Source organism: Cohnella sp. GCM10020058 (genome assembly GCF_042683485.1).
Lineage (GTDB): Bacteria > Bacillota > Bacilli > Paenibacillales > Paenibacillaceae > Cohnella.
The window spans coordinates 236,885-261,599 of sequence record NZ_JBHUJV010000008.1 but is presented as its reverse complement, the minus strand read 5'-3'; the positions used below and the strand labels follow the sequence as shown (position 1 = coordinate 261,599).

General features: G+C 61.3%; 21 protein-coding genes. 4 read left to right on the top strand and 17 right to left on the bottom strand.

Features of this window, described 5'->3' with window-relative positions; translation table 11 throughout:
* The first annotated feature begins 140 nt into the window (after positions 1-140).
* Positions 141-1,124, top strand: a complete 984-nt coding sequence (locus ACFSR7_RS13630; protein ID WP_378162348.1) for an SDR family oxidoreductase — start codon at positions 141-143, stop codon at positions 1,122-1,124.
* 24 nt (positions 1,125-1,148) lie between these two features.
* On the opposite strand, the gene ACFSR7_RS13625 is transcribed toward ACFSR7_RS13630, so the two are convergent.
* From ACFSR7_RS13625 to ACFSR7_RS13605, 5 genes are all read right to left on the bottom strand, one after another.
* Positions 1,149-2,006, bottom strand: coding sequence for a hypothetical protein (locus tag ACFSR7_RS13625; protein ID WP_378162347.1), 858 nt, complete (start codon positions 2,004-2,006; stop codon positions 1,149-1,151).
* Positions 1,984-2,547, bottom strand: coding sequence for an RNA polymerase sigma factor (locus tag ACFSR7_RS13620; protein WP_378162345.1), 564 nt, complete (start codon positions 2,545-2,547; stop codon positions 1,984-1,986). Before ACFSR7_RS13620 ends, ACFSR7_RS13625 begins: the two co-directional genes overlap by 23 nt.
* Before the next feature lie 531 nt (positions 2,548-3,078).
* Positions 3,079-5,742 carry an ATP-dependent chaperone ClpB gene (clpB, locus tag ACFSR7_RS13615; RefSeq protein WP_378162343.1) on the bottom strand — a complete coding sequence of 888 codons (2,664 nt, stop codon included), beginning with the start codon at positions 5,740-5,742 and terminating at the stop codon, positions 3,079-3,081.
* Between the two features lie 79 nt (positions 5,743-5,821).
* Positions 5,822-6,883, bottom strand: coding sequence for a DnaJ domain-containing protein (locus tag ACFSR7_RS13610; protein WP_378162341.1), 1,062 nt, complete (start codon positions 6,881-6,883; stop codon positions 5,822-5,824).
* A gap of 377 nt (positions 6,884-7,260) precedes the next feature.
* A complete protein-coding gene (locus ACFSR7_RS13605; RefSeq protein ID WP_378162340.1) occupies positions 7,261-8,193 on the bottom strand; it encodes a nucleoside hydrolase in 933 nt (310 codons plus the stop codon).
* Between the two features lie 160 nt (positions 8,194-8,353).
* On the opposite strand from ACFSR7_RS13605, the gene ACFSR7_RS13600 reads away from it, so the two are divergent.
* Positions 8,354-9,121, top strand: coding sequence for a helix-turn-helix domain-containing protein (locus ACFSR7_RS13600; protein ID WP_378162338.1), 768 nt, complete (start codon positions 8,354-8,356; stop codon positions 9,119-9,121).
* A gap of 59 nt (positions 9,122-9,180) precedes the next feature.
* On the opposite strand, the gene ACFSR7_RS13595 is transcribed toward ACFSR7_RS13600, so the two are convergent.
* A complete protein-coding gene (locus tag ACFSR7_RS13595; protein ID WP_378162336.1) occupies positions 9,181-9,615 on the bottom strand; it encodes a GNAT family N-acetyltransferase in 435 nt (144 codons plus the stop codon).
* 481 nt (positions 9,616-10,096) lie between these two features.
* Here ACFSR7_RS13595 and ACFSR7_RS13590 point away from each other — a divergent pair, with 481 nt between their 5' ends.
* Positions 10,097-10,990, top strand: coding sequence for a cation diffusion facilitator family transporter (locus ACFSR7_RS13590; protein WP_378163046.1), 894 nt, complete (start codon positions 10,097-10,099; stop codon positions 10,988-10,990).
* 58 nt (positions 10,991-11,048) lie between these two features.
* Here ACFSR7_RS13590 and ACFSR7_RS13585 read toward each other — a convergent pair whose 3' ends face one another.
* From ACFSR7_RS13585 to ACFSR7_RS13560, 6 genes are all read right to left on the bottom strand, one after another.
* Positions 11,049-11,351 (bottom strand): hypothetical protein, encoded by a 303-nt coding sequence (locus tag ACFSR7_RS13585; RefSeq protein WP_378162334.1) that lies wholly within the window; start codon positions 11,349-11,351, stop codon positions 11,049-11,051.
* Between the two features lie 168 nt (positions 11,352-11,519).
* Positions 11,520-12,383, bottom strand: a complete 864-nt coding sequence (locus tag ACFSR7_RS13580) for a DUF72 domain-containing protein (protein WP_378162332.1) — start codon at positions 12,381-12,383, stop codon at positions 11,520-11,522.
* Positions 12,384-12,557: 174 nt separating this feature from the next.
* Entirely contained in the window at positions 12,558-12,743 is a 186-nt protein-coding gene (locus ACFSR7_RS13575; protein WP_378162330.1) for an SDR family NAD(P)-dependent oxidoreductase, read from the bottom strand.
* A gap of 12 nt (positions 12,744-12,755) precedes the next feature.
* On the bottom strand, positions 12,756-13,064 hold the full coding sequence (locus ACFSR7_RS13570) for an EthD family reductase (protein WP_378162328.1): 309 nt from the start codon (positions 13,062-13,064) through the stop codon (positions 12,756-12,758).
* A 386-nt stretch (positions 13,065-13,450) separates the two neighbouring features.
* Positions 13,451-13,960: an SRPBCC family protein gene (locus tag ACFSR7_RS13565; protein ID WP_378162327.1), complete on the bottom strand. Its 510-nt coding sequence runs from the start codon at positions 13,958-13,960 to the stop codon at positions 13,451-13,453.
* 111 nt (positions 13,961-14,071) lie between these two features.
* Entirely contained in the window at positions 14,072-15,964 is a 1,893-nt protein-coding gene (locus ACFSR7_RS13560) for a sensor histidine kinase (RefSeq protein ID WP_378162325.1), read from the bottom strand.
* Between the two features lie 300 nt (positions 15,965-16,264).
* Between ACFSR7_RS13560 and udk the strand changes: the two genes are divergently transcribed.
* On the top strand, positions 16,265-16,894 hold the full coding sequence (gene udk / locus ACFSR7_RS13555; RefSeq protein WP_378162323.1) for a uridine kinase: 630 nt from the start codon (positions 16,265-16,267) through the stop codon (positions 16,892-16,894).
* 147 nt (positions 16,895-17,041) lie between these two features.
* On the opposite strand, the gene ACFSR7_RS13550 is transcribed toward udk, so the two are convergent.
* The 5 genes from ACFSR7_RS13550 to ACFSR7_RS13530 all read right to left on the bottom strand — a co-directional run bounded on the left by ACFSR7_RS13550 (position 17,042) and on the right by ACFSR7_RS13530 (position 24,702).
* On the bottom strand, positions 17,042-19,156 hold the full coding sequence (locus ACFSR7_RS13550) for an alpha-galactosidase (protein WP_378162321.1): 2,115 nt from the start codon (positions 19,154-19,156) through the stop codon (positions 17,042-17,044).
* Entirely contained in the window at positions 19,129-21,510 is a 2,382-nt protein-coding gene (locus tag ACFSR7_RS13545; protein ID WP_378162319.1) for an alpha-L-rhamnosidase-related protein, read from the bottom strand. Before ACFSR7_RS13545 ends, ACFSR7_RS13550 begins: the two co-directional genes overlap by 28 nt.
* Positions 21,511-21,588: 78 nt before the next feature.
* Entirely contained in the window at positions 21,589-22,410 is an 822-nt protein-coding gene (locus ACFSR7_RS13540) for a carbohydrate ABC transporter permease (RefSeq protein ID WP_378162317.1), read from the bottom strand.
* Positions 22,407-23,276: a carbohydrate ABC transporter permease gene (locus tag ACFSR7_RS13535; RefSeq protein ID WP_282911342.1), complete on the bottom strand. Its 870-nt coding sequence runs from the start codon at positions 23,274-23,276 to the stop codon at positions 22,407-22,409. The genes ACFSR7_RS13540 and ACFSR7_RS13535 overlap by 4 nt, the downstream gene beginning before the upstream one ends.
* Before the next feature lie 52 nt (positions 23,277-23,328).
* The gene (locus ACFSR7_RS13530; protein WP_378162315.1) at positions 23,329-24,702 is read right to left on the bottom strand and encodes an ABC transporter substrate-binding protein; all 1,374 of its coding nucleotides are present in this window, start codon (positions 24,700-24,702) and stop codon (positions 23,329-23,331) included.
* Positions 24,703-24,715 lie beyond the last annotated feature (13 nt).

The window sequence follows — 24,715 nt, the reverse complement described above, 5'->3', positions numbered from 1 at the left end:
GAGGCGCTCCCCATCGACCCGCAACGAAGCGGCTAGGCACCTGTCTAGCCGTTTTGACATACGGTGAGAAATAACGATATCGAGGAAGGCCCGCCCATTCACAGTCAGGCGTGCGGGTCGCCGATTCACGGGAGGCCGACATGACCAACAAGCGCGAAGGCGACAACGAGCTGGAGCAAATCAGAAGCATGCAGCTCAAATTCGAAGAGGCGAAGATTGAAGACCCATATCCCCTCTATCCCAGCTACGGCACGGTCACCCGGTACGAGGACATCGCGATCAGCGTGCCCGAGCAGCGTCAATACCGTCAGCCAGGCATCGAGAATCTGATGGTGCCGAAACCCATCGTCGACAATCCGCATTATAAAGGAAGCGGCAAGCTTGAAGGCAAAGCCGCGCTGATTACCGGCGGCGACAGCGGCATCGGCGCGGCGGCCGCCATCGCTTTTGCCAAGGAAGGCGCCGATGTGGCCATTTCCTATCTCGACGAGCACGAAGACGCGGAGCGCACCAAGGCCTGCATCGAAGCGTACGGCCGCACCTGCCTGCTGCTGCCGGGCGATGTGCGCGACAAAGCCGTGAGCGAGTCGATCGTCCACGACACCGTCAAAGCGTTCGGCCGTCTGGACGTTCTTGTGAACAACGTCGGCATCCAGTTTCAGCAAAACGAGCTGGAGGATATCACCGACGAGCAGTTCGAGAACACGTTCAAGGTCAACTTCTTCTCACACTTCCATACGACCCGCGCGGCGCTTCCTTACCTGAAGCCCGGCGCATCGATCATCGGCACGGCCTCGGTCGTTGCTTACGTCGGTGAAAAAACGCTTCTCGATTACACCGCCACCAAAGGCGCGATCGTCGGCTGGACGCGCGCGCTGGCACGCAACCTGGCGCCCAAGGGCATTCGCGTCAATGCCGTAGCTCCCGGTCCGATCTGGACACCGCTTATCCCAAGCAGCTTCTCTCCGGATCAAGTCGCCATCTTCGGCACGGAGACGATGCTGGGACGTCCCGGGCAGCCGTTCGAGCTCGCTCCGACTTACGTCTATCTCGCGTCGGACGACTCGCGTTACGTCACCGCGCAGGTTCTTCACGTCGACGGCGGCCAATCGACGAACAGTTGAACCAAATCCCGCTGCCGCACCGACTTAACGGTCGGCGCTCGTTCTGATATCTCCCGTGTCGTTGACGGGGTCCTTGAGCGTCTTTTCCGCTGCGATATTTCCTTGCTCGTCCAGCGCCTGGACCGTATAAGGCAGCTCGGCGAAGTCGGGCAGCAGGACGAACCAAATTCTCTTGCCCGGTTCATATTCAACGACGTCCGCCGCGTAATTGCCAGGCTTCGTGCCGCTTGTCTTCACGATGACGCCAGTGACAGACGCGTCGGTCAACTCTCCGACCACCAGCGGATAGGGACCGGGCACGCCCGGATATTTGTTGGGCATGGTCATATAATTCAGCAGCGAACGAACGCCTGCCTCCCCCGGTTCGCCATAGCCGATGCCGTAACCTCCACCCATGCCCCATTTCCAGCCCAGCCAGGTGCGGCGTACAAATTCAACCTGCAGTTCCGTACCGTTCGGCTGCATATTCCGTTTGATGAACAGCAGCACGCCCCCGTCTACGGCTTCGCGGTGAACGACCCGCATCGTATCGAAGCGCCGGAACTTCTCCACCGCCTCCTCCGGCGTCCAGCCGATCGGAATGAGCAGCGTACTGCCGTTCAACCCCATCGCCTTCGACAGCCGTCGATCCGCGAAGCCGCCCGGCGCTTCGTAAGCATAACCGAGTCCCGCCGCCAGCAGCATAACCGCAAGCGCCGCGATGACCCCGATCGCCCATCTGCGCCTGAAATGCTTGGCAGCGGATCCGCGTTGACCTGCACTCGCCAGGATATCGGCCACCACTCGCTCGCCGGGCCTCCGCCGCTCGGTTAAAGGCGTCTCTCTCAGCCGGGCGAACAGCGCGTCCTGCCTTAAACTCTCATCCGTGATCCGGCTGCCCATCGATCTCCTCTCCTTTCATCCGTTCGGCCAGCATCGCCCTGCCTCTGGAGAGCCTGGACTTCACCGTACCTTCCGCAATGCCGAGCAAACCGGCGATCTCGTTGTAAGACCACTCATAGTGAGCAAACAGAACGATCGGCTCGCGATACTTTCCCGGCAAGTCCCATACCGCTGCCCACACCTCGTTTGCCAATTCGTTCCGCCAATATTCGTTCTCCGCAGAAGCGGCGCCCCTGGTGTCGGGATTCAAACCGACGAGCGTTACTTTTCGCCAAAAAGCCGACTTCCTGTAATTGAACGCCGTATTGCGCGCAATGCGGAACAGCCAATTTTTAACCGGCCCGTCTCCCCGATAAGCATCGATCGCCCGCATCGCCTGCACGAACGTATCCTGCGCAATATCCTCCGCCCAGTGCTCCCGCCTTGTCAGAAACAACGCATACTGCCACACGTCATGCCAATACTTGGCGATCAAATCGGCCATCTCATCCGCATCCAGTGCGACGCGATATTTGAGGTCGTTATCCTCGACGTCCGCCAAGCGCCTCGCCTCCCCTATGTCATAAAGACAACACAACGCCCCGATTGTTCCGTTAATCTTGCATGTGAACGATATCCCCTTCGGTCAGGGGAATCCGCACTTCTGCCCATTTTAACGGTATCCCCTTCGGTCAGGAGCATTCCGCACTTTCGCTCATTTTAACGGTATCCCCTTCAGCCAGGTAGGTAGCAACGAGACTTCCGGCCTTTTCTTACGCAAAGATCAGACTGAGGCCTCGAATTCATTTTCCACCTGACGGAAAGGGATACTGTTCAAAATAGTGACGCGTCGACTGTCGCATCCGCCCGCCGCTCCTGATCCAGGGGGATACAGTTCAAACGTGACTACGAGCCCACTGCCGCTTTTCCTGAGCGAGAGGGATACCGCTCAAACGCAGCTAAGCGGATAAACTGGCCCTCTCCTGATCGAAGGGGATATCGATTAAACGGCAAAACGAACCTCTCCGCGCCAAAAAGCCATCCCCCGTCCCGGTACGAACCCGGTTAGAGGATGGCTGTATATTAAGCATGGTCACACGGTCTGCAACTGCTCCGAGGCGGGTTCGCCCGCTTCCGGTTCGGCTTCTCCAGCCAGTCGGATCTCTACCGACAAGCTCCCGTCCGATGCGTCGACCGTCATGAGCGAGCCTTCGGGCGCCGAGCCTGCGATCAGCGCTCTCGCTACCCGCGTCTCGAGATGACGCTGGATGAACCGCTTCAGCGGACGCGCGCCGTACACGGGATCGAAGCCCTCCTTCGCGATGAACCGGACGGCTTCGTCCGTCAGCCGCAAAGCGATGCCGCGCTCGGACAGGCGATCGGCCAGGCCGCGCGCCAGCTTGCGCACGATCGATTCGATCTCGCCCAGCGACAGCGGCTTGAACAAGACGATGTCGTCGACGCGGTTCAGGAACTCCGGCCGGAAGTGTCCGGTCAGCTCCTTCATGACGCGGTCGCGCACGGCCGGCGCGATGTCGCCGTTGTCGTCCACGCCCTGCAGCAGGTGCGGAGAGCCGATGTTCGACGTCATGATAACGATCGTATTTTTAAAATCGACGACGCGTCCTTGCGAGTCGGTCAGCCGGCCGTCGTCGAGCAGCTGCAGCAGGACATTGAATACGTCCGGATGCGCCTTCTCGACTTCGTCGAGCAGCACGACGGTGTACGGCTGTCTGCGCACGGCCTCGGTAAGTTGTCCGCCTTCCTCGTAGCCCACGTATCCGGGAGGCGCGCCGACGAGACGCGACACGCTGTGTTTTTCCATATATTCCGACATGTCGATCCGGATCATGCCGTCTTCGCGGTCGAACAGCGTCGCCGCGAGCGCCTTGGCCAGCTCCGTCTTGCCGACGCCGGTCGGCCCCAGGAACAGGAACGATCCGATCGGCCGGTTCGGATCCTGAATGCCCGCGCGAGCCCGCAGCACGGCGTCGGAGACGAGACCGACGGCCTCTTCTTGGCCGACGACGCGCTCGTGCAGCGTTTCTTCCAGCCGCAGCAGCTTGTCGCGCTCGCCTTCGACCAGACGCTTGACCGGGATCCCTGTCCAGCGCGAAACGATGTCGGCGATCTCTTCCTCGGTCACGGATTCCCGCAGCAGGCGCGTCTCTCCCTCTTGCTCGGCGGCCTCCTCCGCCGCCTTGAGCTGACGCTCCAAATCGGGGATGATGCCGTAGCTCAGCTCCGCCGAGCGGTTCAGGTCGTACTCCTCCTGCGCGTCCGCCAAGTCCTTGCGTGCTTGCTCAAGCCGCTTTTGCAGATCGCGCACGCCCTGGATCGCGGCTTTTTCCTTTTCCCAACGCGCCATCATGCCCAGATGCTTTTCCTTGAGATCCGCCAGCTCCCGCTGAAGCGACTCCAGCCGGCGCTTGCTCGCGTCGTCGGACTCTTTCTTGAGCGCGGCTTCTTCAATCTCCATTTGCATCATACGGCGCATGACCTCGTCCATCTCGCCGGGCATCGAGTCGATCTCCGTGCGGATCATCGCGCAGGCTTCGTCGACCAGGTCGATCGCCTTGTCAGGCAGGAACCGGTCCGCAATATAACGGTTGGACAGGGTGCCGGCCGCCACAAGGGCGCTGTCGTGGATTTTGACCCCGTGATGGAGCTCGAAACGTTCCTTCAGGCCGCGCAAAATGGAGATCGTATCCTCGACGTTCGGCTCGCTGATGAGCACTTGCTGGAATCTGCGTTCGAGCGCAGGATCCTTTTCGATATAAGTCCGGTACTCGTCAAGCGTAGTCGCGCCGATGCAGTGAAGCTCGCCGCGCGCCAGCATCGGCTTCAGCATGTTGCCCGCGTCCATCGCGCCCTCGGACTTGCCCGCGCCGACGATCGTATGCAGCTCGTCGATGAACAGGATGATCCGGCCGTCGCTCTCCTTCACTTCCTTCAGCACGGCTTGAAGCCGCTCCTCGAATTCCCCGCGGTACTTCGCCCCGGCGACGAGCGCGCTCATGTCCAGCGAAAATACAGTCTTGTCCTTTAGCCCCTCAGGCACGTCCTTACGTACGATCCGCTGGGCCAAGCCTTCGACGATCGCCGTCTTGCCGACGCCCGGTTCGCCGATCAGCACCGGGTTGTTCTTTGTCTTGCGGGAAAGAATCCGGATGACCCGGCGGATCTCGCCGTCACGGCCGATGACCGGATCGACCTTGCCCGCACGTACTTCGGCGACGAGGTCGCGCCCGTACTTTTCCAGCACCTCGTACGTAGCTTCGGGTTCCCGGCTCGTCACGCGCTGATGGCCGCGAATTTCCTTGAGAACGGCAAGCAGCCGATCCCGCGTTAATCCGAAACCATCGAACAACTCGCGCACGTCCCGGTTGCCGTCCCTTGGCGCAGAAGCCATCGCGAGTACCGCATGCTCGACTGCAACGTACTCGTCCGTCATCGCCGCGGCTTCTCGCTCCGCCTGCTCCAGCACGGACACGAGCGCGGGCGATGCGTACCGCTTGACCGAATCCGAACCGCCGACGCGCGGGCGCTTCATCAAGCGTCCCATCGCTTGCCGGTCCATCTCGGACGGCTGAATGTCGGCCCGCTGCAGCAGTCTCGGCAGCAGCCCGTCCTGCTGCTTCAGCAGCGACGCGAGCAAGTGCAGCGAATCGATCTCCGGATGCCCGCTCGCGCCGGCCAGCGATTGTGCGCCTGCGACGGCTTCCTGCAGTTTTTGCGTATATTTGTTGAAGTCCATAAGCGTGTCTCCCCTTATCGGTTAAAATGGTGTCCCGCTTGCAGCGGATTCATGCCGGGCTTGTGTACGCTCTGAGGCGTCAGTTTCTCGCGCGAGGCTTGATGCCCGCCTTGAAGCCGCTTCGCTCCGCGAGCTGGCGGTACAGCTCCCGCTCCTCCTGGCTCGGCTTCGGCGGCACGACAAGCGCGACGTCGAACAAAATGTCGCCGTATCCGCCGTCCTTGCGGCGCAGGCCCTTGGCGGGAATGCGCAACTGCTTGCCTGCGGGAAAGTCCGGCGGCATCCGAAGCTTCACCTGGCCCCCATCCGGCAGCCTGACAATCGCTTCTCCGCCAAGCACGGCCTGCCACGGCGCAGCCTCCACCGTCGCGAGCAAATCCCCGTTTTCACCGAGTTCGTACGAATCATTTGGCTCGACCGACACCTCGATCAGCAGCTCGTCGCCTTCCTGCAAGCCGTTCGCCCCGTCTCCCTTGAGCCGGATGACGGTGCCGTCGGCCATCCGTTCGGGCACGCGCAGCGCGATGTCTTTGGTCCCGACCCGCACATTGACCTTGGCGCCCTGCCAAGCCTGCTCCAAGCTGACGTTCAGCCGGGCATGCTGCGTTCGCGATCCGGCGCCGAACGGATCGAAGCCCGATGCGCCCCAAGCGGATTCGGCTCCGAATCCGGTCGAGCCGGCACCGTAAGCTCTAAAACCGTTTCTTCCGCCGGTCGCGTCGCCGTAAGCGCCGAAACCTTCTTTACCTCCGAAGCCGCCGACTCCTCCGACGCCGCCTTGGCCGAAGAGAATCTCGTACAGCTCCTCCTCGGACAGTCCAGCCGCACCTTGGCCGCCGCCGCTCCAGCTCCATGCGCCGCCGTTCTGCGCACCGCTTGGCCCGCCGCTGCCTCCCGCCCGCCCCGCATACTCGCGCCGCATCGACGCATAACGCTGTTCTTCTTCGTAAGCTTGCTTTTTATCGTCATGGCTCAGAATGTCGTAAGCCTCCGCGATCTCCTTGAACTTCGACTCCGCCTCGGGGGCTTTATTAACGTCGGGATGCCATTTCTTAGCCAGCTTCTGATAAGCCTTCTTGATCTCCTGCTTCGTAGCGTCCTTGCCGACGCCGAGCACCTCATACGGATTACCGATCGTCATGGTGCATCTCCTCCCCCGGGCAGTCTCGTCTGACCTTTTTTGACCTTAATGCTATTATAGTCCCGTCAAGCGGATATGCCAAAGGCGATTTGGGACGTTTATGGACGTTTTTCATTCATAAATGGCCATTTATCTCACTCAGAGAACCATTCTTGACCTTTACTGATCTTTGTTGATTATTCCGGCTCCTCCGTTATCCTTACCACCAGCACACTTTTCGGACTCAGAAGCCGCTATTCCTCAGAAGGCGCTCTAACGTTCGATCCGACGCCAATATCCCCCTCGCATGCGCGAAGGGGATAACGTTAAAATGTGCGTATGATGGAAGTTACCTGTGCGTGCGCACCGACGCTTCCCGGCACGAAGTCCACGCCTCGCTATTCGGCTCCGCTCGCTTGGCTCAGCTTGGCGAACAAATCCTTGAATATCGCGTCCCGCTCGACATGCGTCACGTAGCGGATGGGATGCCGGTCCTCCGCCTCTGCCCAGCGACAATCGTCCGTTACGAGCGGACTCGGCACCAGCTCGCTTGGACACCACTCGGGCCGGACCAGCCAAGCGACCGCGGACAAGTCCCAAATGACGCGCGAGCCCCCGGTATGGTCGTCCATGCATCCGAGATACGTCTCGTAAAGGTACTGTCCGAGCGGTCCTTTGTCTCGGACATGGTCCCGAAGCTCGGACAGCGTCGTCGTGAGATGCGACACGACGCCCATGCAGGGCAGCAACACCAGCGGAACGCCCGAGTTGAGCACGACGCGCGTCGCGTGCAGATCCTGCTCAAGATTGAACTCCCGCGTATTTTGCCAATGGAAGGCATGGCCCCCGAGCCAGACGAGTACGATCCGCCCCGCCAGGGCGGGTTCGAGCAGCAGCGCCGATGCGACATTGGTGATCGCGCCAATGGCGACGACGTAGAGGGGATCGTCCTCCCCGCGCTCCATCGCCCGGCGAATCAGATCCCGGGCAGCCTCGCTCTCGACCGGCACGTCGGGACCGGGCATGTAGGTCTTCGACCCCCGGTATACCGGCAGCGTCTCCCGTCCGGCGAGCGACCGGATTTTCAAAATTTCCCGGTAACTCTTCTCCATCCCGTCCTCGGGTCCGTCGGACATCGCGTTGTGAAACGGAGCGGCATAAACGGCCTCAACCTCCATCGCCTCCGGCGAGTTCAGCGCATAGATCAGCGCGAATTGATCGTCGATCTCATTGTAAGTATCGGTATCCATTACGATCGACACCTTTTTACCGGGATGCGCCAGCCGGCTGACGCGGCGATCCTCCGCTGTTGATACGAACGGGTTAACCATGGCTTCGTAGCTCCTTCTTATTCATTTTGGCTGAATGCGTTGCAGCAAGCATGTTAAAATGATAGTTAAATTATAAATAGGAAGCCGTTTGAATCGTATATGGTTTCGGCCAATTTCTATAACAATCTGGCTGATGTTCGAGAGGAGAGGAGCGTTGCCCATGCATGCACGGCTTGACTTCCTGTTCCCCGTGGCTCACGTGCCCGGGAACGACGTAACCTTGCATCGTCACGGTTGCTACGAGCTGGTTTACTATTTAAAAGGAAACGGAAAGACGCGCATCGGGGATCGCGATTACGAGTACCGCGAAGGCGATTACGCGCTGATCCGGCCGGGGACGCCTCACGACGAACGCCATGCCGCGCCGACCGAGGTGCTATGTCTCGGCTTTGCGCCGCTGCGGGAGTTTGCGCTTCCCGAGGGCGTCTTTTCCGAACAGCGATTTAAAGACGGCGACGACGATTACGCCCGCGTTCTGCCGCTGCTGCTCGGGATGGCCAGGGAGATGAGGAATAAAGACGAGGACTACGCCGGCATGCTCGACCTGCTCACCTCCCAGCTTGTCCTGATGCTGCGGCGGAGACTCGCCGGCGGCTCGTCGGCGTACGACGAGGATAAGTTCCGTTATGCGATTAATTATATGAACGAAAATTTTCATCAGCGAATCGACTTTGGCTCGCTCGCCGCCATGGCGGGCTACAGCCTCGATCGCTACCGCCATCTGTTCAAGGCGCATACCGGCGCGTCGCCCGGCCGTTATGTGCTCGACAGGCGGATCGCGCACGCCCGTACGCTGCTCCGCGAGACGAAGCGCAGCATCTCCGGGATCGCCGCGGATTGCGGCTTCGCGAGCGACTCGCAGTTCTGCAGCCTTTTCAAGCGCGAGACGGGCTCGAGCCCAGGCGCCTATCGCAAAGCCAGTCCGTAAAAGGACGCAAAAAAAAGAGCGCAGGGTCCCGGACCCATGCGCTCCTGTCGCAGACGCGATTAATTTTGGTGCCAGACGTCCCCGTACTCGGCATTCCGCTTGAACTGCACGAGCGCGTATGAGCATACCGGCACGATTTTCTTGCCCTCCGCGCGAGCCTCTTCGACGACTCTGTCCAGCATGCGCCGGGCGATGTCTCCGCCACGGTAAGCCGGGGAAACGTACGTATGGTTCAGCAGCCAGGTATTCTCCCCGTCCGGCAAGAACGTAATTTCCCCGATCTGCTCGCCGTTCTCGCGAACGACGAAGGCATTGCCGTCTTTATGAATGACGCCGATCTCGTCTTTTTTCTTCCAACCCTTAAATGTATCCTTCGCCTCGGTCACGGTATCCTTCACGCTGCCGATCGTCTCTTGAACGTCGGATTTAATGCTGTCGATATGCCCTTTCATGCTGTCCATTTCTTTCTTGATGCCCTCAATCGGACTGCTCATGGCATTCGCCTCCTCTAATCAGCCGCTATGGCATATACTACTATATACCCGCTTCGCCCCCGGTTATTCAGCAGCGGACGGTTGCAATGGCGTTCGGAGGAGAGCGGGCGACATGCCGCCGTTTCGTCATTGTGCAATTCGGATAAAGACCATATAATATGAGCAAATATTCATATGTATAGCGCTAGTTAGGACGGAAGGGCTGACGGCAATGGTTAAACGAAACGAGAAGGGGACGGACGACCTGGTCGGGGGCGCGACGCACCAAAAGGATTCGGGCAGCGCGCACGCACACTCGGACGCCTGTACGCACGCCCACGACCCCGTTCACGGCGGCCACGACGAAGGCCACGCGCATGAACATCCGAGCGATCATTCACACGCTAACGCGCACGATCATTCGCACGATCGTCCTCATGGACACTCACATGGTCATGGTGGACACGGGCATAGTCACGGCAATCACGGCCATCATCACGGGATCGGCGGGCACCATCATCACGGGCGCGAAGGCGACCGCAGAGGTCTGACGATCGCCCTCGCGATCACCGCGGGCATCATGGTGCTGGAGTTCGTCGGCGGACTGCTTACCGATAGCCTCGCACTGCTGTCGGACTCGGGCCATATGCTGAGCGATACGAGTGCGCTGGCGCTGAGCCTGGCCGCCCTCTGGTTTGCCTCGCGGCCGGCCTCGGCCAAGCGAACCTACGGCTTTCACCGGTTCGAGATTCTCGCCGCACTGTTCAACGGCGTCGCGCTGTTCGTCATCGCGGGCTTTATCGTCTATGAAGCGATCGGCAGGATGGCGTCGCCGCCGGAGGTCGCCGGCGGCCCGATGATGGCGATCGCCGTCGTCGGCCTCATCGCCAATCTGGCCAGCGCCTGGGCGCTCATGCGCCAAGGCGACGTGGAGCACAACGTCAACATGCGGAGCGCTTACCTCCACGTGCTCGGCGACGCGCTCGGTTCCGTCGGCGCGATCGCCGCGGGCATTCTCATGATGGCCTTCGGCTGGTACATCGCCGATCCGATCATCTCGATCGTCGTATCCGTCCTGATCCTGCGGAGCGCATGGCTCGTCATTACGCAGACGGTGCACGTACTGATGGAGGGCACGCCGCCCGGCATCGACCACGAAGAGGTGAAGTCCGCGCTGCTCACACTCGATGGCGTCCGCGACGTGCACGACCTCCATATTTGGACGATCACCTCGGGCCTGGATTCCTTCAGCTGTCACATCCTCGTCGAAGACGGCGTCCAATGCCAGGACGTGCTGCAGCGCGCGATCACCCTGATCGAGGGACGCTTCGGCATCAGCCACGCGACCATTCAGGTCGAGAGCGGCGCCATCCGGCACGGCGACATTCCTGTGTAGCGAGCGATGGCAATATAAAAATGGGAAGCATGCGTCGGCTCGACGCGGCCTCCCATTTTTATTTGCGCTTATTCAAGAAGCTGTTTTCCCTGCGCTTGCGCTCCTGCATCAGTCGCTCCTGCTCGTAGACATGCGCAACCTCGCTCTTGATCCGCATCGAGCAATTCTGGCACAGCTTGCCCTTGCGAATCGGCGCCTCGCACAGATCGCATGCGTCGGTCAGGTTCGGATAGTCATATACCTTCAGCCTGCCCTTGCGGATCCACGCGCGAATCAGCTCGGGGCGCTCGTCTACCCGTTCCGCCAGTTCTTCCGTGGTCAGCTTGCGGTTCGAGCGCAGCTCCTTTTCCATACGGTTCATCAGCGCATCTTCGGCGGCGGCGCAAGCGGCACACAGCTGCCTAAGATTAATTTGATAGATTCTGCCGCAACCTGGGCAATGGTCCACACGCAATTCGGAAGTGATAAGTCATCCCTCGCCCGTCTTCCTGTAGTTACATTTATCATACCACAGGGACGGCGAAATTCACTAGATTGCCGGTACGGGATACTGCTCGTCCGCCAGCGCGGCGGCCGCATCCGGCGACATCCCGGCCAGCATATCCATCAATGCTTTGGCGTTGGGCGTAGCGTCTCCCGCCGAATTGTTGTTGAACACGACGTACACGGTGTCCGTCTCCTGATCCAGTGCCATTAAGCGGTCCCGCCACTCGGCGAGCTCCTCCGCGTCATAGCGGTACAGGTAACGGAGCTTGCGCCAATCCGGATGCCCGCTCGCATGCCAGCCTCCCTCGTTGCGCCCGTGCAGCCGCACGTAGGTCATATCGTTCGTCGTGGCGACCGGCACGATCGGGATCGAACCCGTTCCCGCCTGCGGCTCGTCGACGATCGTATGGATCCAGCCTTCCTTTTTCATAAAGGCGATCGTCTTATCCTTGAACTCGGGGGAGTACCAGCTCCGGTTGCGCAGCTCCAGCGTGCATGGAACGTCCCCCATATATGCCTTCGTCTTGCGCAGCAAGTCCACGTTCTCGCGGGTGCAATCGAACCATGGCGGATATTGGAAAAGCGCGGCCGCCAGCTTGCCTGCCTCGCGCATCGGCGCGATCGCCTCGTGGAACGCCTTGTACATGGATTCTTCGTCGTCAAAGTAGTTTTTCTTGCCGCGAAGATGTCCCGTCATTCCCTGATAGGCCTTTACGACAAACTTGAAGCCTTCCGGCGTGTCGGCCGTCCATTTGACGGTGTTTTTCACGGACGGCACGGCATAGAACGAGCTGTCGATCTCCACGACGTCGAAATGCCTGCTGTATTCGCGAAGCCGTTCCCCGGCCTTGAGCTTGCCGTACAGCTCCTCGTGATCGCCGAAACCCGTCAGTCCGATTCGAATCATCGCTGCCGCCTCCTTTGCGCCAAATTTATCCTACGTCTATTTTACACGCCGGAACGCTGATTGAACGAACGACTTTGACTGGAGCTGAGTGTCCGCAAAAAATAGACCGGCTCGCAAGGCATCCTGTGGATGCCCGAACCGGTCCTCTGCAAATCGATACTGTCTACAGCTCCGTTACCACTTCTGTGCCGTATCCCCCAGATCGGCCTCGAGGTAGACGAAGGCGTCTCCTTCATAAGCCGCCAGCCTGCCATCCCTTTTTCTGGAGATGCCGACGACACGGTGACCCAGCGTCAGCAGCCGCTCTGCAAGCGCCTGGCCGACACCTCGAGAGACACCCGTAACGATAATCGTAGCCATAGCTGCCGCCTCCTATTCGACCAGCAGTACGAGCGGCTGCTTGCCCAAGTAGTGCGCCAGGTTGGCCGCATCCTTCGCGACTTCGGCCCATTCTGCACCCTCTAACGCTTTCCGCATCGCGTCCGCGCTCTCGAAGCTCATCTCCGACATGCGATAAGGCGTTCCGTAGCCCGCGGGCACATCCGGGGCCGCTACGACTTGCCCTAGCTTAATCACGGTATCCGGCAAACGCCGTGCGATCGGCAGATGTACGTTTTCATAATGGTTTTCAAATCCTTCGCGGTCGACCGGCTCCTCGAACAAGATCACGATTTTGGCCACTGTCGTCTCTCCCCTGCCCCTGATTGACGTTTCACTTCAATTATGGCTCATCTTCAGACTCTCTTTGAAGAGTCGGAAAGCCCGAATCTTGCATGACAACGTCATATACGAGCGTGACGATCGACGATGATCGGTCATTTATTAATTTTTTCTGATTATTCTAAATAGACTATCTTTTTAGCGCCGAGCTGTGATAGAATGCTGTTACAGGAAAGGAGGTGCGTCAACATTAGTTCCCATATGTTGAACGTATCCCTTACCCGGTCCAGTCTCTAATCCGGCTGGAGGCGCGGGATACGGTTCAATCAAGCAGCGCCGCTCGGGTACGAGAGACCGTCTTCGGACGGTCTCTTTGTTTTTGCGCACAATGCCTGAGAGCCTTGCCTTTATCCGCGCGCGGGCCGGCGATACGGCGCTTGGACGCTGCCCGGCACGATCTCGGCGTTCAGATAGGCGCCCAGGCCTTTGATGCCCGCCTCTATCATCCGCCTGTGGTTGCGGACGAAGACGGATCGCAGGAGCGGCGAGAGCGCGGACATCCAGCGCCGCCTGGCCGCAAGCTCCATCAGGACATGCACCTCCGTCGCACAGCCCGCGCCGTGCAGCCGTACAACAACGCGCCCCTCCAAGTCGCCCGTGACGCGCAGTGCGATCGCGGTCGGCGGCCGGCTCTCTACGACGGACACGCGAAGATTGAGCGTGTACAGCAGGCCGGAACGGAATTCGGAATCATAATCGTTCCCCACGCCGTCGCCCGATGCGCCTGTCGCAACCCGTTCGATTCTGACGTTCGGCCACCAGTCGTCGTACCGGAAATCGGCGATAAACGACCACAGCCTCTCTTTCTCCAGATCCACGCGCCAGACATGCTCGAACCGATAGATGGAATCGTCCATATGCACCTCCGGATTGCGGTTTATATCATTGATATTTAACCACTTTAACCGAAGGTGACAGCCGCTTGACGCTGCGCAAACGTCTAAAAGGCTCGCCGCGCGGCGAGCCTTTTAAGCGTCGGGATCTTTAAACGATGCCGCCTCCAGCGGCAGCTCGAAGACGAAGCACGTGCCTTCCCCGGCCGCCGATGTCACGGATATCGTGCCGTCCATCATCTCCACGAGATCCTTGCAGATCGCGAGGCCGAGGCCCGTGCCTTCGTGCCGCTTGGCGCGGCCGTTCTTCGCCTGGTAGAAAGGCTGGAACAAATGCTCCAGCTCTTCGCCCGGAATGCCGATGCCCGTATCCCGGACCTCGAAACGAACGTGCCGCCCGGCCTCCGCTCCCTCGCCGCCGGCAGGATGCACCGCGACCTCGATCCCGCCTTGGGCAGTGAACTTTACCGCGTTGCCGACCAGGTTGATCAGCACCTGGCAGATGCGCTGCTCGTCTCCCAGCACCGCGTCGGTCAAGTTGTCGTCAACCACGCATGCGAGCTCCAGCCCCTTTTGCTTGCACTGGGTTTGAAATAGCATCGCCGTATCCCGCACGAGCCCCTTCAAGCTGAATGGCGCGATCGACAGCTGCATCTTGCCGGCTTCGAGCTTGGAGTAATCCAGCACGTCGTTGATCGTCGACAGCAGCAGCGCGCCGCTGCCATGGATGACCTGCACGAATTCACGCTGTTCCTCGCCAAGCTCGGTCTCGAGCAAAATCGCGCTCATGCCGATCACGCCGTTTAACGGCGTGCGGATCTCATGGCTCATCACGGCCAGGAAGTCGCTCTTGACCCGCAGGGCTTCCTCTGCGTCCCGCTTGGCAGCGAGGAGCTCGCGCTCCGTTATGACGCTGTTCGTGATGTCCTTGGCTATCGTATAAACGTCCTGCACGCGGCCGTTCTCCACCCAGGGCACCATCGTGCAGCTCAGATGAAGCAGATGTCCCGCCTTATGGCGAACCGTCACCTGTACCGTGCCCGATTCGCCCCGAAGCGCTGCCATGAAGCAAGCCTTGAGCTGCCCGAGCTCGTCAGGGTTCACCATCTCGTTGTGGAACCTGCTCGGAAGCTCGGAAGCCGCGTATCCCATAACCCGCTCTGCCGCGGGATTGGCCCTGAGGATGCGTCCGCCCGAATCATAAAGGCAGACCATATCCGGATGATGCTCGAAAATCGAATCGTATCTGCGTTTATTGGAGTCGGCGATCCGAAGCGCAAGCCGCTTGTCCAGAATCTGGCTCGCCATGACGAGCCCGAGGATGAAGAGCATCGAGCCGCCGATGATGGCGGCCAGCAAGGCGTTCCCCGTCTGCATCCGCTCCGCCGTCTCGTGCGCATGCGCCGCTTCGGCTGCCGTTCCCGCGAACGAGACGGCCGCCATCGCGGTGTAATGCATGCCTGCGATCGCCGCGCCGAGCAAGAGGGCGAGCAGCATCTTGGCGCTCTGGCTGGCGGCCTGGCCTTTCCGCTGGTTCGCATGGGACAGCTTGAGCGCGGCAAAGGATACGGCGAACGCGATGCCGACGGATGCCGCGACCAGCAGCCAATCGTAGCGCTGGTCATAGGGCATGCGAATCGCGGCCATGCCGCTGTAATGCATGCCGACGATCGCCACGCAGAGCCAGAAGCTGCCGATCGCCATGGAGAGATTGCTCGCCAGATTGCGGGACATCATCCGGAAAGCCGCGTACACCGCCAATACGGGCAGTAGGATGGAGACAGCGAGCCATCCCGGGTGGTAATGAATATGAACGGGAAGATGATACGCCAGCATGCCGATAAAATGCATCGACCATATGCCGAACCCCATGGCCGTCGAACCGAGCAGCAGCCATAAATCGCGGTAAGCTCCCCGCAGCATCAGCACGCGCTCGTAGACAAGCAGCGAACAATAGGAGGACAATACTGAAATGAGCACCGATAAAACGACCAGGGGCGTATAATAGGTGCCATGGAGCTCTGTCATCGGATGTCCTTCCCGGGCTGCGTGCCTTCATTGGCCCATTTATGGTAGATTAACTTGTAGATAGAGCCTAATATTGCTATTTTCAGTCTAGCATACGACAGCGTTTTCAAAAGGAATGGCAAATCCTATTTTTCCGACCTCCGTCGACATTCTTTTTCTAAGTATATAGGAATATACTCACCTGCGAAAAGACCTACTTTTGCGTCGGCCGGATTGCTGCGGCAAGCTGTCCGCCTATGCTACAATACTGAAATGAACAAAAGCCCATCAATCGGGGCAAGCGGGAAGGTTGATCGCATTATGCTGATTATCGGCATCGCCGGAGGCACGGGCTCCGGCAAGACGACGGTCGCGCGTTCCGTCATCGAGCGTCTGGGCGCCGGCAAAGTCACGTTTATTTCACAGGACAGTTACTATATGGACTATCCGCACTTGAGCATGGAAGAGCGCGCCAGGATGAATTACGATCATCCGCTCATGTTCGACAACGACCTGCTCGTCGAGCACCTGGGCATGCTGAAGGCGGGACGGACCGCGTATGCGCCGGTGTACGACTTCGGCATCTATGGCAGATCCGCCGACGAACGGGAGGCGCTGTTCCCCAATCCCATCGTCATTCTCGAAGGGCTTCATGTGCTGTACGAGGAAAAGCTGCGCCAGCTGCTCGACATCAAAGTATTCGTCGACACCGATCCCGACGTGCGGATCCTGCGCCGGGTCGTGCGCGACATCGAGGAGCGCGGGCGGACGATCCAGTCGGTGTACCGCCAATATATGGAGACGGTCAAGCCGATGCACGAGGCGTTCATCGAGCCGTCCAAGAAGTATGCCGATCTGATCCTGCCCGAAGGCGGGCACAATCAGGTCGGCATCGAATTGCTTACGGTGTTGACGGAGAAATATTTGGACGGCGCTCCGCGCCGGTCCTGAACCTTGCGGGGCGCACGGCCCCATCGCCTGAATTCGCGCAAAGCGAAAACAGCCCTCCTTCTTAAGTCGCGCCAGAGCGAACGGAACTCGTTCGCCCTGGCGCGCTTAGGCAGAAAGGCTGTTTTTTTGCCGTATCCGGGGAAGGCGCTACTGCGCGCCGAACAAGACGATCGCCGCGGAGGACGAGGAGAATTCGGCCTCGATGACCGCGCGGCCGGACGCGTCCCACACGACGCGCACCCGCTCGGAGTGCCAGACGGGCCGCGCCGGCTTGCCCTTGGTGGCGTAAGTATAGCTTCCCGGCGTGGCGGTAAAAAGCGCGACGAGGCCGCGGCCGTTCATGGCGGACAGCTTTTCGTGCACTTCCGCCGCCCCGCCGATCTCCCCCTCGCGGACCGGATCGCTGTCCGCAATATCGTCGCGTACTTGCTTGTAGCGGTCCAGCGTCTCGCGTATAAAATCGCGGTCCGCTCGCGACAGCGCAGGCAGATCGCCCCACAGGCCGTTATGGCCGAGCATGAGCGAGGCAAGGGAGATCAGCTGGTTGTCTCGCGGCGCATCCGGCAAATAATGCGCGAGGAAAAGCGTCGACGGCAGCCAGCGATCGTAGGCGAGCGGACGACGGCAGATCCAGCCTCGCGCGGGACCGGGATGAAAAAACAGGTTCCAGTTGTCCCGCTCCCGGTCGATCGGCACATCGTAATTAAAGTAATACGGACCGTTGTTCACCAGAAAATACTTGCCGGAGCCCAGGAATGCCAGCCCCATCGCGCGCCCGCCCTCGGTCACGTCGAAGTCCACGATCGCCTGCGGGCATGCCGCGCACAGCCGATCGACAATGCGCGCCATCGCCTGCACCTGCTGGAACGCGTAGCTCTCCCGCCGTTCCAGGCGGGTATGTCCCGCGTCGCCGTGATCGTGCCCGGGCGCGTCGCAGCCGTACTGCGCGATCGCGTCCCACTTGAAATACCGGACGCCGTAATCCCGGGCCAGTCGGATCAGCTCTCCGGCGAACGCGTCCGCATACCGGCTCGCGAGGCAAAGCGGCACGCTCGCCTCCGTCTCCCACACTTCGGCCGGCTCCGCCTCACGGCCTTCCTCCGACATGACGCAGTCCCGGTGGGCGGCGAGCATCTCGCTGCCGAGCGCGGCCACCGTCGGGTTGAACCACAGCCCGAGCTTCATGCCGTAGCCGTCAAGCCGCGCCCTGACCTCGCGCAGATCGTCGGGAAAGCGCTGCGAATCCGCTCGCCAGTCGCCGGTCCGGCCGTACCAGCCCGTATCGAGGACGTATACTTCCACGCCCAGCTCGTGCGCGGCGTCGATATCGAGCAGCGTCCGCTGGAGGCGCATCGGGTCCAGATACTTGCCGCCCCGCTCGTTGCGGACTCGCTCTTGATAGTTCCACGTGTTGTAGAAAATATAGGGCCGGCGGCTCTCCGCGTTTTCCGACCAGTGGCGCAGGGCGAAGTGCCGGTAATGTGAGGCGAGCGCGTCGTCGTCTCCTTCGATCGCAGCCGCTTGCATCCATACCGTGCGATAGGGCCGCTCCGGCGTCGGGGCGCTGCCGTCCAGATAATTGCCCTTGACCGCCTCCAGCTCGACCGTCCGATCCGGCCGGAGCCGGTAATGAATGAAGGCGTCCGGGTACTGGGAACCGTGCTCGTAAGCGAGCAGCAGCTGACGGCTCCCGGCCCCCGCGGTCAGCAGCGGCCCCATCAACGTCTCTCCCCTTCTGAAATGCAGCTCGTCCGCCACGCGCTCGGTCGGGCAATAGCTGTGCACCGGTTCCACGAATTCGGACAGCCGCCGCTCGACCGTAAGGTCGCAGCCGTCGAGCGAGGCCGAGACGTAGCGCAGCCGGTCGCTCCCTGTCCGTTTCGTTAAACGCGCGCCGTCCCGCGACGCCAGCTCATAACGGAAGCGGACGACGGGATTGCCGCCGTCCGCCACGCGCACGATCCAATGCAGCTCGGTCCCCGGCGCGTCGCGCAGCGGTCCGCCCACCCGGTATTCGGTGACGCCGCATGTCAGCGTCCGGCTCGGCACAGTCTCCGAGACAGAGGCGAGCGCGCCGGACACCATCCGCCCTTCCAGCTCGAACGCCGGACTGCCGAATGCCCAGCCTGTTTCCATGCTGTCCGTATATTCGATCGCCCAGAAGCGTTTTTCCCCGCCATAGCAGACGACTTGCATGCCGAACCGCTCCGGACTGCGCCATGCTTGCTCCTCCGTCATCTCGGCCGCTCCTTCCGTTTCCATGCGTAAGGCCCGTCGATCTCTAGCGCGACCTCATAATCGTCCGGGATGTCCGTCTCGATGTGCAGCTTCCCGTCGGCATAGCGCCAGGACAACGCCAGCAGGTCGCCGCCGACAGGCAGCACGCCCGCGCAGGACGACAGCCCCGACGCGCCGGGACGAAGCACGACCGTCCGGCGCAGCGGGTCGACGCGGCGGAAGCCGAGCAGGTCGCGATACGCGACATGGACGACGTGGCTGACGAAGCCGTGGCTGCAGCTGGCGATCGGCTCGTCCTGCTCCCACAGCGTGCCGGTGGCGCTCGCCATCTCGCCCAGCAGGGCGGGCAGGTCGGCCGCGATGACGTCGGCCCGACCCGCGGCGGACAGCGCCTCGAGGCGCAGCATGTTGCCGATAAGCTGGTTCGTCGGCGCGACGCCCGGCGCGCGGCCGCTCCCGATGCCGCGGCGGCGCGGTCCAAGACGGTTCACTAGCTTGCGCCACAGCTCCGGGTAGGTATCAGGCTCCGCGATGCCGAAGCAAAAGGCGTAGTACTGGCACGCTTCCGACACGTGGCCGGTCTCGATCCGCAAGCCTTCCGCGGTACGCACGGCATGATCCGCGAAGAATTCGCCCGTAAAAGATTGGGACCGCACCGCGATCCTCACCGCTTCGGCCTGCCGCAGCCAGTCGTCGGAGCCGTACAGCCGGCCCGCCGCCTCGAGCGCCGCCGCATACAGCATGTTGGTCGGATAGCTCACGTCCTGCACCCACTCGCGCGCCGGCGACCAGTCGACGAAGATCCAGCCGTCCAGCCGCTCCAGCAGTCCGTCCCCGTTGCGGAAAGGCTCGAAGTAGCGCATCAGCGACTCGACGCGCGGCCTCAGGCGCGCCAGCATGTCCGCATCGCCGCTGCGGGCGGCGTATTCGTCCAGCTGAAGGACGAACCATAGCCCCCAGTTCGGAATAAAATTGCCGTCGAAGTGGTCTGCCGGATAACACATCGGCACCATGCCTTCGGGGAGATGGGCGAAGCGTTCGGGCAGCGCGTAATTTTCAAGAAACAACCGTTCGTATAGGGTTTTGCCGCTCAGCGCCGCCGCCGTGCGCGCCATAAAAAAGCTGTCGCACAGCCAGCCCGCGCGCTCGCGCGACGGGCAGTCCATGAAGATGTCGACCGCATTCTGCCTGTAGGTCTCGATGCCTGCCGCGACGATCGCGTCGAGCGCCGGGTCGCCGCTCGCGAACGAGCCCCGGACGACATCGCCGCACACGTATTCCCGGACGGCGATGCCGCGGATATCGGCCGCCCCCTCCCATACGAGCAGCTTCAGATAACGGAGCGAGTACGGCTCCATCGTCTCGAGCCGGTGGATGCCCGGTCCCAGCTCATAGGCGACGGCATTGACGGCATCGAGCCGCAGGAAGTCGACCTCGCCGCCGCTCAGCACCTCGTCGAACAGCAGATACAATCGCGCCGATGCCGGGCAGACGACCTCGGCCCGAATGAAGCCTGCGGCGACGCGGCCGAAGTCCACGATGCGGTAGCTCCGCGCTTCGATCGACAGCGCGGAGCCTGGCAAATAGGGCTCATCGATGGCGCGCCTGTCGGTCGTGACGGCCTCCTGCAGCAGCAACGACGGGACGGTCTCCAGCTCGGTCTCGGGATAGCCGAGGTAGAGCGGGCCGACGCCCGTCAGCGACCGGTCCTTGCGGTAGCCGTCGGGCGGCAGGCGATGCGCCACGGCGCCGAATTCGCAAACGCGGAGCGGCCGCAGCGTTGGAAAAGCCGGCAGCGGTACGCCCCTTGTCAGCGCCAGTCGGCCTGATACGCGCGCCCAGTCCGCCCTTGCACCCGGGACGGCGGCCGCCGAGAATCGCCAGTCCGCCGCGTCTGCCTCCAGCCGGTATGCCTCCGTGAAGGCCCGCTGGAAGCTGTACCGCTGCGTCCGGCGCAGCCGCTCCCGCAGCTCGCCGGCCTCGAAGCCCCGCTCGCCGTCCGCTCCCGTCCAGCAGAGCGGGCGGCCGGCCGATGTCAGCAGCTCCGCCTGCAGGAAAGAAGTCTCCGCCAGCGTATAGAAGCTGTTTACGTTATAGCCGGCGACCTCGATCGCCACGATCGTCTCTTCCTCCGTCCCGTCTCCCGGAAGCTCCCATTCGTCGACGCGGCAGTACCCGTGAGGCGCAGCCGCCGGACCGTGACCGACGAACCGTCCGTTCGCGTAGCAGCGGTAGATCGACGCGGCGGCGATCCGCAGCCGCGCTCCCCGCCCGACAGGCGCGACGACGCGGGCTCTGAAGCCTGCCGTCACATTCATCGTGTCTTCGAGCCCCGACAGCCAGACGGGCTCGGCGCGTTCAAAAGCGAACGTTTCCATTGTCGTCTTCCCTTCTTCCCGGTCACGAACCGCCATTCCTCGCCAGTCTCGCAGCCCTTTTCTCGCAGTTTCCGATCCTCACCCTTTAATCGCGCCGGCTGTCATCTCTTCGATGATAAACCGCTGACCGACGGCGTACACGAGCAGTACGGGAGCCATCGCGATCAGCAGGTCGGCGAAGACGTAATTCCAGTCCGTGCCGAACTTCGACTTGAACATGTAGACGGACATCGGGATCGTCCACATGTCGGAGCTGCCGAGCAGGTAGAGCGGCCATTGAAAGTCGTTCCAGACGCCTAGAAAAACGAATACGGTCGCCGTCGTGATCGAGGGCAGCAGCAAAGGCAGTATGATCCGGATGAAAAGGCCGAAACCCCTCGCCCCGTCGACGAAGGCGGACTCGTCGATCTCTCGCGGGATCGCCTTGACGAAGCCGGTCATCATGAGCAGAATGAACGGCGTCTGCAGCGCCGCGTACAGCAGGATGACGCCCAGAAATTGATTGTTCAGCTGCAACGACTGCATCAGCTTGACCGTCGGGATGATCGACGGCGGCGCGATCAGTCCTGCCAAAAACAGCGTATAGATTACCGTAATCAGCCTCCCGGGCCGCCGGGCCGCGATGAACGCGCCCATGACGCCGAGGGAGACCGACAATACGACGGAGCCGGTCGTGACGATCGCGCTGTTGGTCAGTCCCCGCAGCATCCGGCCCTGCTCGAATACGATCTTGAAGTTGCTCCAATGCCAGGTGTCGGGCAGTTCGAGCCGCATGAGCGCCGCCTGCTGCGCGTCCTTGACCGCGCTGAGCAAGATGAACAGCAGCGGCACGACGACAATGAGGCTGAGCGCCGACAACAGGACCAGCCTGAGCGCGGTCAGCGCGCCGCTCATCCTCATAGCTGAACCTCCCTTCGGCGCAGCAGGTGCAGCGCGTAGAAGGAGATGACAGCGATGACGAGGAACAGACAGACGTTGGCCGCCGTACCGTAAGCGTACAAGCCGTCCGAGAACCGGTCGAAGATATACGTGTTGACGACCTCCGTGGCATCGCCCGGACCGCCGCTTGTCAGCGCGAACACGATCTCGAATACTTTAAGCGAGCCGATCAGGCTCAGAATGACGTTAATGGTGAACGAAGGCGCGAGCAGCGGAAAAATCACGTAGCGCACGCGCTTCAGGTAGCCGCTGCCGTCGATGATCGACGCTTCGATCAGCTCCTTGGGAATGACCAGGATGCCGGCGATGTAGATCGCCATCGCGAAGCCGGCATACTGCCAGACGTTGGCGACGGAGATGGCGTACAGCGCCACGTCGGCGTTGCCCAGCCAGTCCGTCGTCGCGAACCCGAGACCGACGAAGCGCAGCAGCTCGTTCAGAATCCCCTCCGGCCGATAAATGGCGGAGAAGACATACCCGATGACGAGCGTGCTGAGCACGCAGGGCAGGAAAAAGACCGTCCGGAACGCGTTGCGGCCCGGCACCCTGGTCGTCAGGATCAGAGCCAGGCCGAGGCCCAGCCCGTTCTGGAAGACGGTGACGATGGCGGCGTAGACGAGCGTGTGCCGGACGGCGTGGACGAGGTCCCCGGCCGCCAGCAGATCGCGGTATTGCTGCAGGCCGACGAAGCGGATGCTTTCTTTATAGATGTTCCAGTCCGTCAGCGAATAATAGAAGCCCGACAGCGTCGGATAAATGTAGAGCGCTCCGTATACGGCCAGCACGGGCAGCAGCAGCCACAAGGGGTACATTTTTTTGATGTGCATGTTGCGTCAGCTCCCTCCTGCCCGGCCGGCGCACCCGGCCGGGCCCAACCGCTTACCAGCCCGCGAGACCCGCCGCTTTGGCGGCGGTGTCGATGTTTTTCTGCAGCGCCTTGGCGACTTCGGCCGCCGTCTTGTCGCCGCCGTAGAGCGCCTGCAGTTCCTTCGTATAGTCGCCGACCGACACGGCCGTCAGTCCGTTGAAGAACGGCGCGGCGCGCCCGGCTTCGACGACCGGCTGCAGATCGGCCGTGCCCCCGTTCAACGCGGCATCCACGCCGAGCCAGCTCGGCATTGTCTTGGCGGCGTCATAATACATTTTGAGCGTTTCCGGCTCCGCGATATAGGCAAGCAGGTCTTTGGCCTGCTCGACGTTCTTGGAGTTTTTGAATGCAAAAGCCGCCTGCGGATCGCTGATGCCGACGTAGCTGTCCGCCTCGAACGGCTGCGGGAACATGCCGACCGGCGCGTCCGGGTACTTGGCCAGCAGCGTGGGCAGCGCCCAGTCCGCGTTGATGACCATGGCCGACTTGCCGGTGGCCAGCTCGTCGAGCGACAGGTCGTACGTGCCGGAGAACAGATTTTTGTTGGCATAGCCCTTTTTCACGAGATCCGCCTGCTTCTGCAGCATATCCACGAACTCGGGAATCTGGTCGAACGTCGTCTGGTGCGCGTTGATCTTGTCCATCAGGTCGGGCTGCTTGGCGAGCAAATTGGCGAACCCGCTGAAGGTGAATACCTGGAGCGGCCAGCCGTCCTTCCCCGCCTCGTAGAAGGGTGTGATGCCCGCAGCTTTGATCTTCTCGGCGTCGGCGAGCAGCTCGTCGTACGTCCGGGGCACGGACAGGCCGAGGTCGGAAAATACCTTTTTGTTGTAGAGGACGCCCGACACGTTCATCCCGCTCGTCGGAATGCCGTACACCTTGCCGCCGTCCTGCAGGTAATATTTCAAAATGGTCGGATTGATCCGCGAAATATAAGATTCACCCGACAAATCGACGAGGTTTTTTTCCGGATTGAGCTTTTTGATTGCGCTGCTCTGGCTGAAGAAAAAGAGGACGTCGGGGATGTCCTCGGTCGCGATCTTGGTCAACACCATCTGCTCGAAGTTGTCGGATACGATCTGCAGATCGACCTTGTTGCCGCTTTTCTCCTCGTAGCCTTTCATGATTTTTTCCCAAGGTCCGCCTTTGGCCCAGTCGGCGTGCATAATGACGGACAGCGTCACCGGCTTGGCGGCGGAGGCCGTCTCCGACGGCTTCGCGGAAGCGCTTGCCGAAGCGGACGGCGAAGGGGAAGACGACGAGGAAGGCGACGAGGAAGGCGAGGCGCCGCTGCCGCTCTCGCCTCCTCCGCAGGCTGCGAGCGCTGCAGCCGTCAGTACGGACATTGCCGCGGCGAGGCCGGACTTGATCTGTTTTGCATGCATAGGTTGACCCTCC

Excerpts from the sequence above, each read along its gene's own strand:
- ACFSR7_RS13535 (WP_282911342.1), bottom strand. The coding sequence starts at position 23,276 with ATGCACATCAAAAAAATGTACCCCTTGTGGCTGCTGCTGCCCGTGCTG.
- ACFSR7_RS13530 (WP_378162315.1), bottom strand. The coding sequence starts at position 24,702 with ATGCATGCAAAACAGATCAAGTCCGGCCTCGCCGCGGCAATGTCCGTA.
- ACFSR7_RS13630 (WP_378162348.1), top strand. The coding sequence starts at position 141 with ATGACCAACAAGCGCGAAGGCGACAACGAGCTGGAGCAAATCAGAAGC.
- clpB (WP_378162343.1), bottom strand. The coding sequence starts at position 5,742 with ATGGACTTCAACAAATATACGCAAAAACTGCAGGAAGCCGTCGCAGGC.
- ACFSR7_RS13545 (WP_378162319.1), bottom strand. The coding sequence starts at position 21,510 with ATGGAAACGTTCGCTTTTGAACGCGCCGAGCCCGTCTGGCTGTCGGGG.
- ACFSR7_RS13600 (WP_378162338.1), top strand. The coding sequence starts at position 8,354 with ATGCATGCACGGCTTGACTTCCTGTTCCCCGTGGCTCACGTGCCCGGG.
- udk (WP_378162323.1), top strand. The coding sequence starts at position 16,265 with ATGCTGATTATCGGCATCGCCGGAGGCACGGGCTCCGGCAAGACGACG.
- ACFSR7_RS13550 (WP_378162321.1), bottom strand. The coding sequence starts at position 19,156 with ATGGAAACGGAAGGAGCGGCCGAGATGACGGAGGAGCAAGCATGGCGC.
- ACFSR7_RS13595 (WP_378162336.1), bottom strand. The coding sequence starts at position 9,615 with ATGAGCAGTCCGATTGAGGGCATCAAGAAAGAAATGGACAGCATGAAA.
- ACFSR7_RS13585 (WP_378162334.1), bottom strand. The coding sequence starts at position 11,351 with ATGAACCGTATGGAAAAGGAGCTGCGCTCGAACCGCAAGCTGACCACG.
- ACFSR7_RS13580 (WP_378162332.1), bottom strand. The coding sequence starts at position 12,383 with ATGATTCGAATCGGACTGACGGGTTTCGGCGATCACGAGGAGCTGTAC.
- ACFSR7_RS13575 (WP_378162330.1), bottom strand. The coding sequence starts at position 12,743 with ATGGCTACGATTATCGTTACGGGTGTCTCTCGAGGTGTCGGCCAGGCG.
- ACFSR7_RS13605 (WP_378162340.1), bottom strand. The coding sequence starts at position 8,193 with ATGGTTAACCCGTTCGTATCAACAGCGGAGGATCGCCGCGTCAGCCGG.
- ACFSR7_RS13565 (WP_378162327.1), bottom strand. The coding sequence starts at position 13,960 with ATGGACGATTCCATCTATCGGTTCGAGCATGTCTGGCGCGTGGATCTG.
- ACFSR7_RS13540 (WP_378162317.1), bottom strand. The coding sequence starts at position 22,410 with ATGAGGATGAGCGGCGCGCTGACCGCGCTCAGGCTGGTCCTGTTGTCG.
- ACFSR7_RS13610 (WP_378162341.1), bottom strand. The coding sequence starts at position 6,883 with ATGACGATCGGTAATCCGTATGAGGTGCTCGGCGTCGGCAAGGACGCT.
- ACFSR7_RS13625 (WP_378162347.1), bottom strand. The coding sequence starts at position 2,006 with ATGGGCAGCCGGATCACGGATGAGAGTTTAAGGCAGGACGCGCTGTTC.
- ACFSR7_RS13560 (WP_378162325.1), bottom strand. The coding sequence starts at position 15,964 with ATGACAGAGCTCCATGGCACCTATTATACGCCCCTGGTCGTTTTATCG.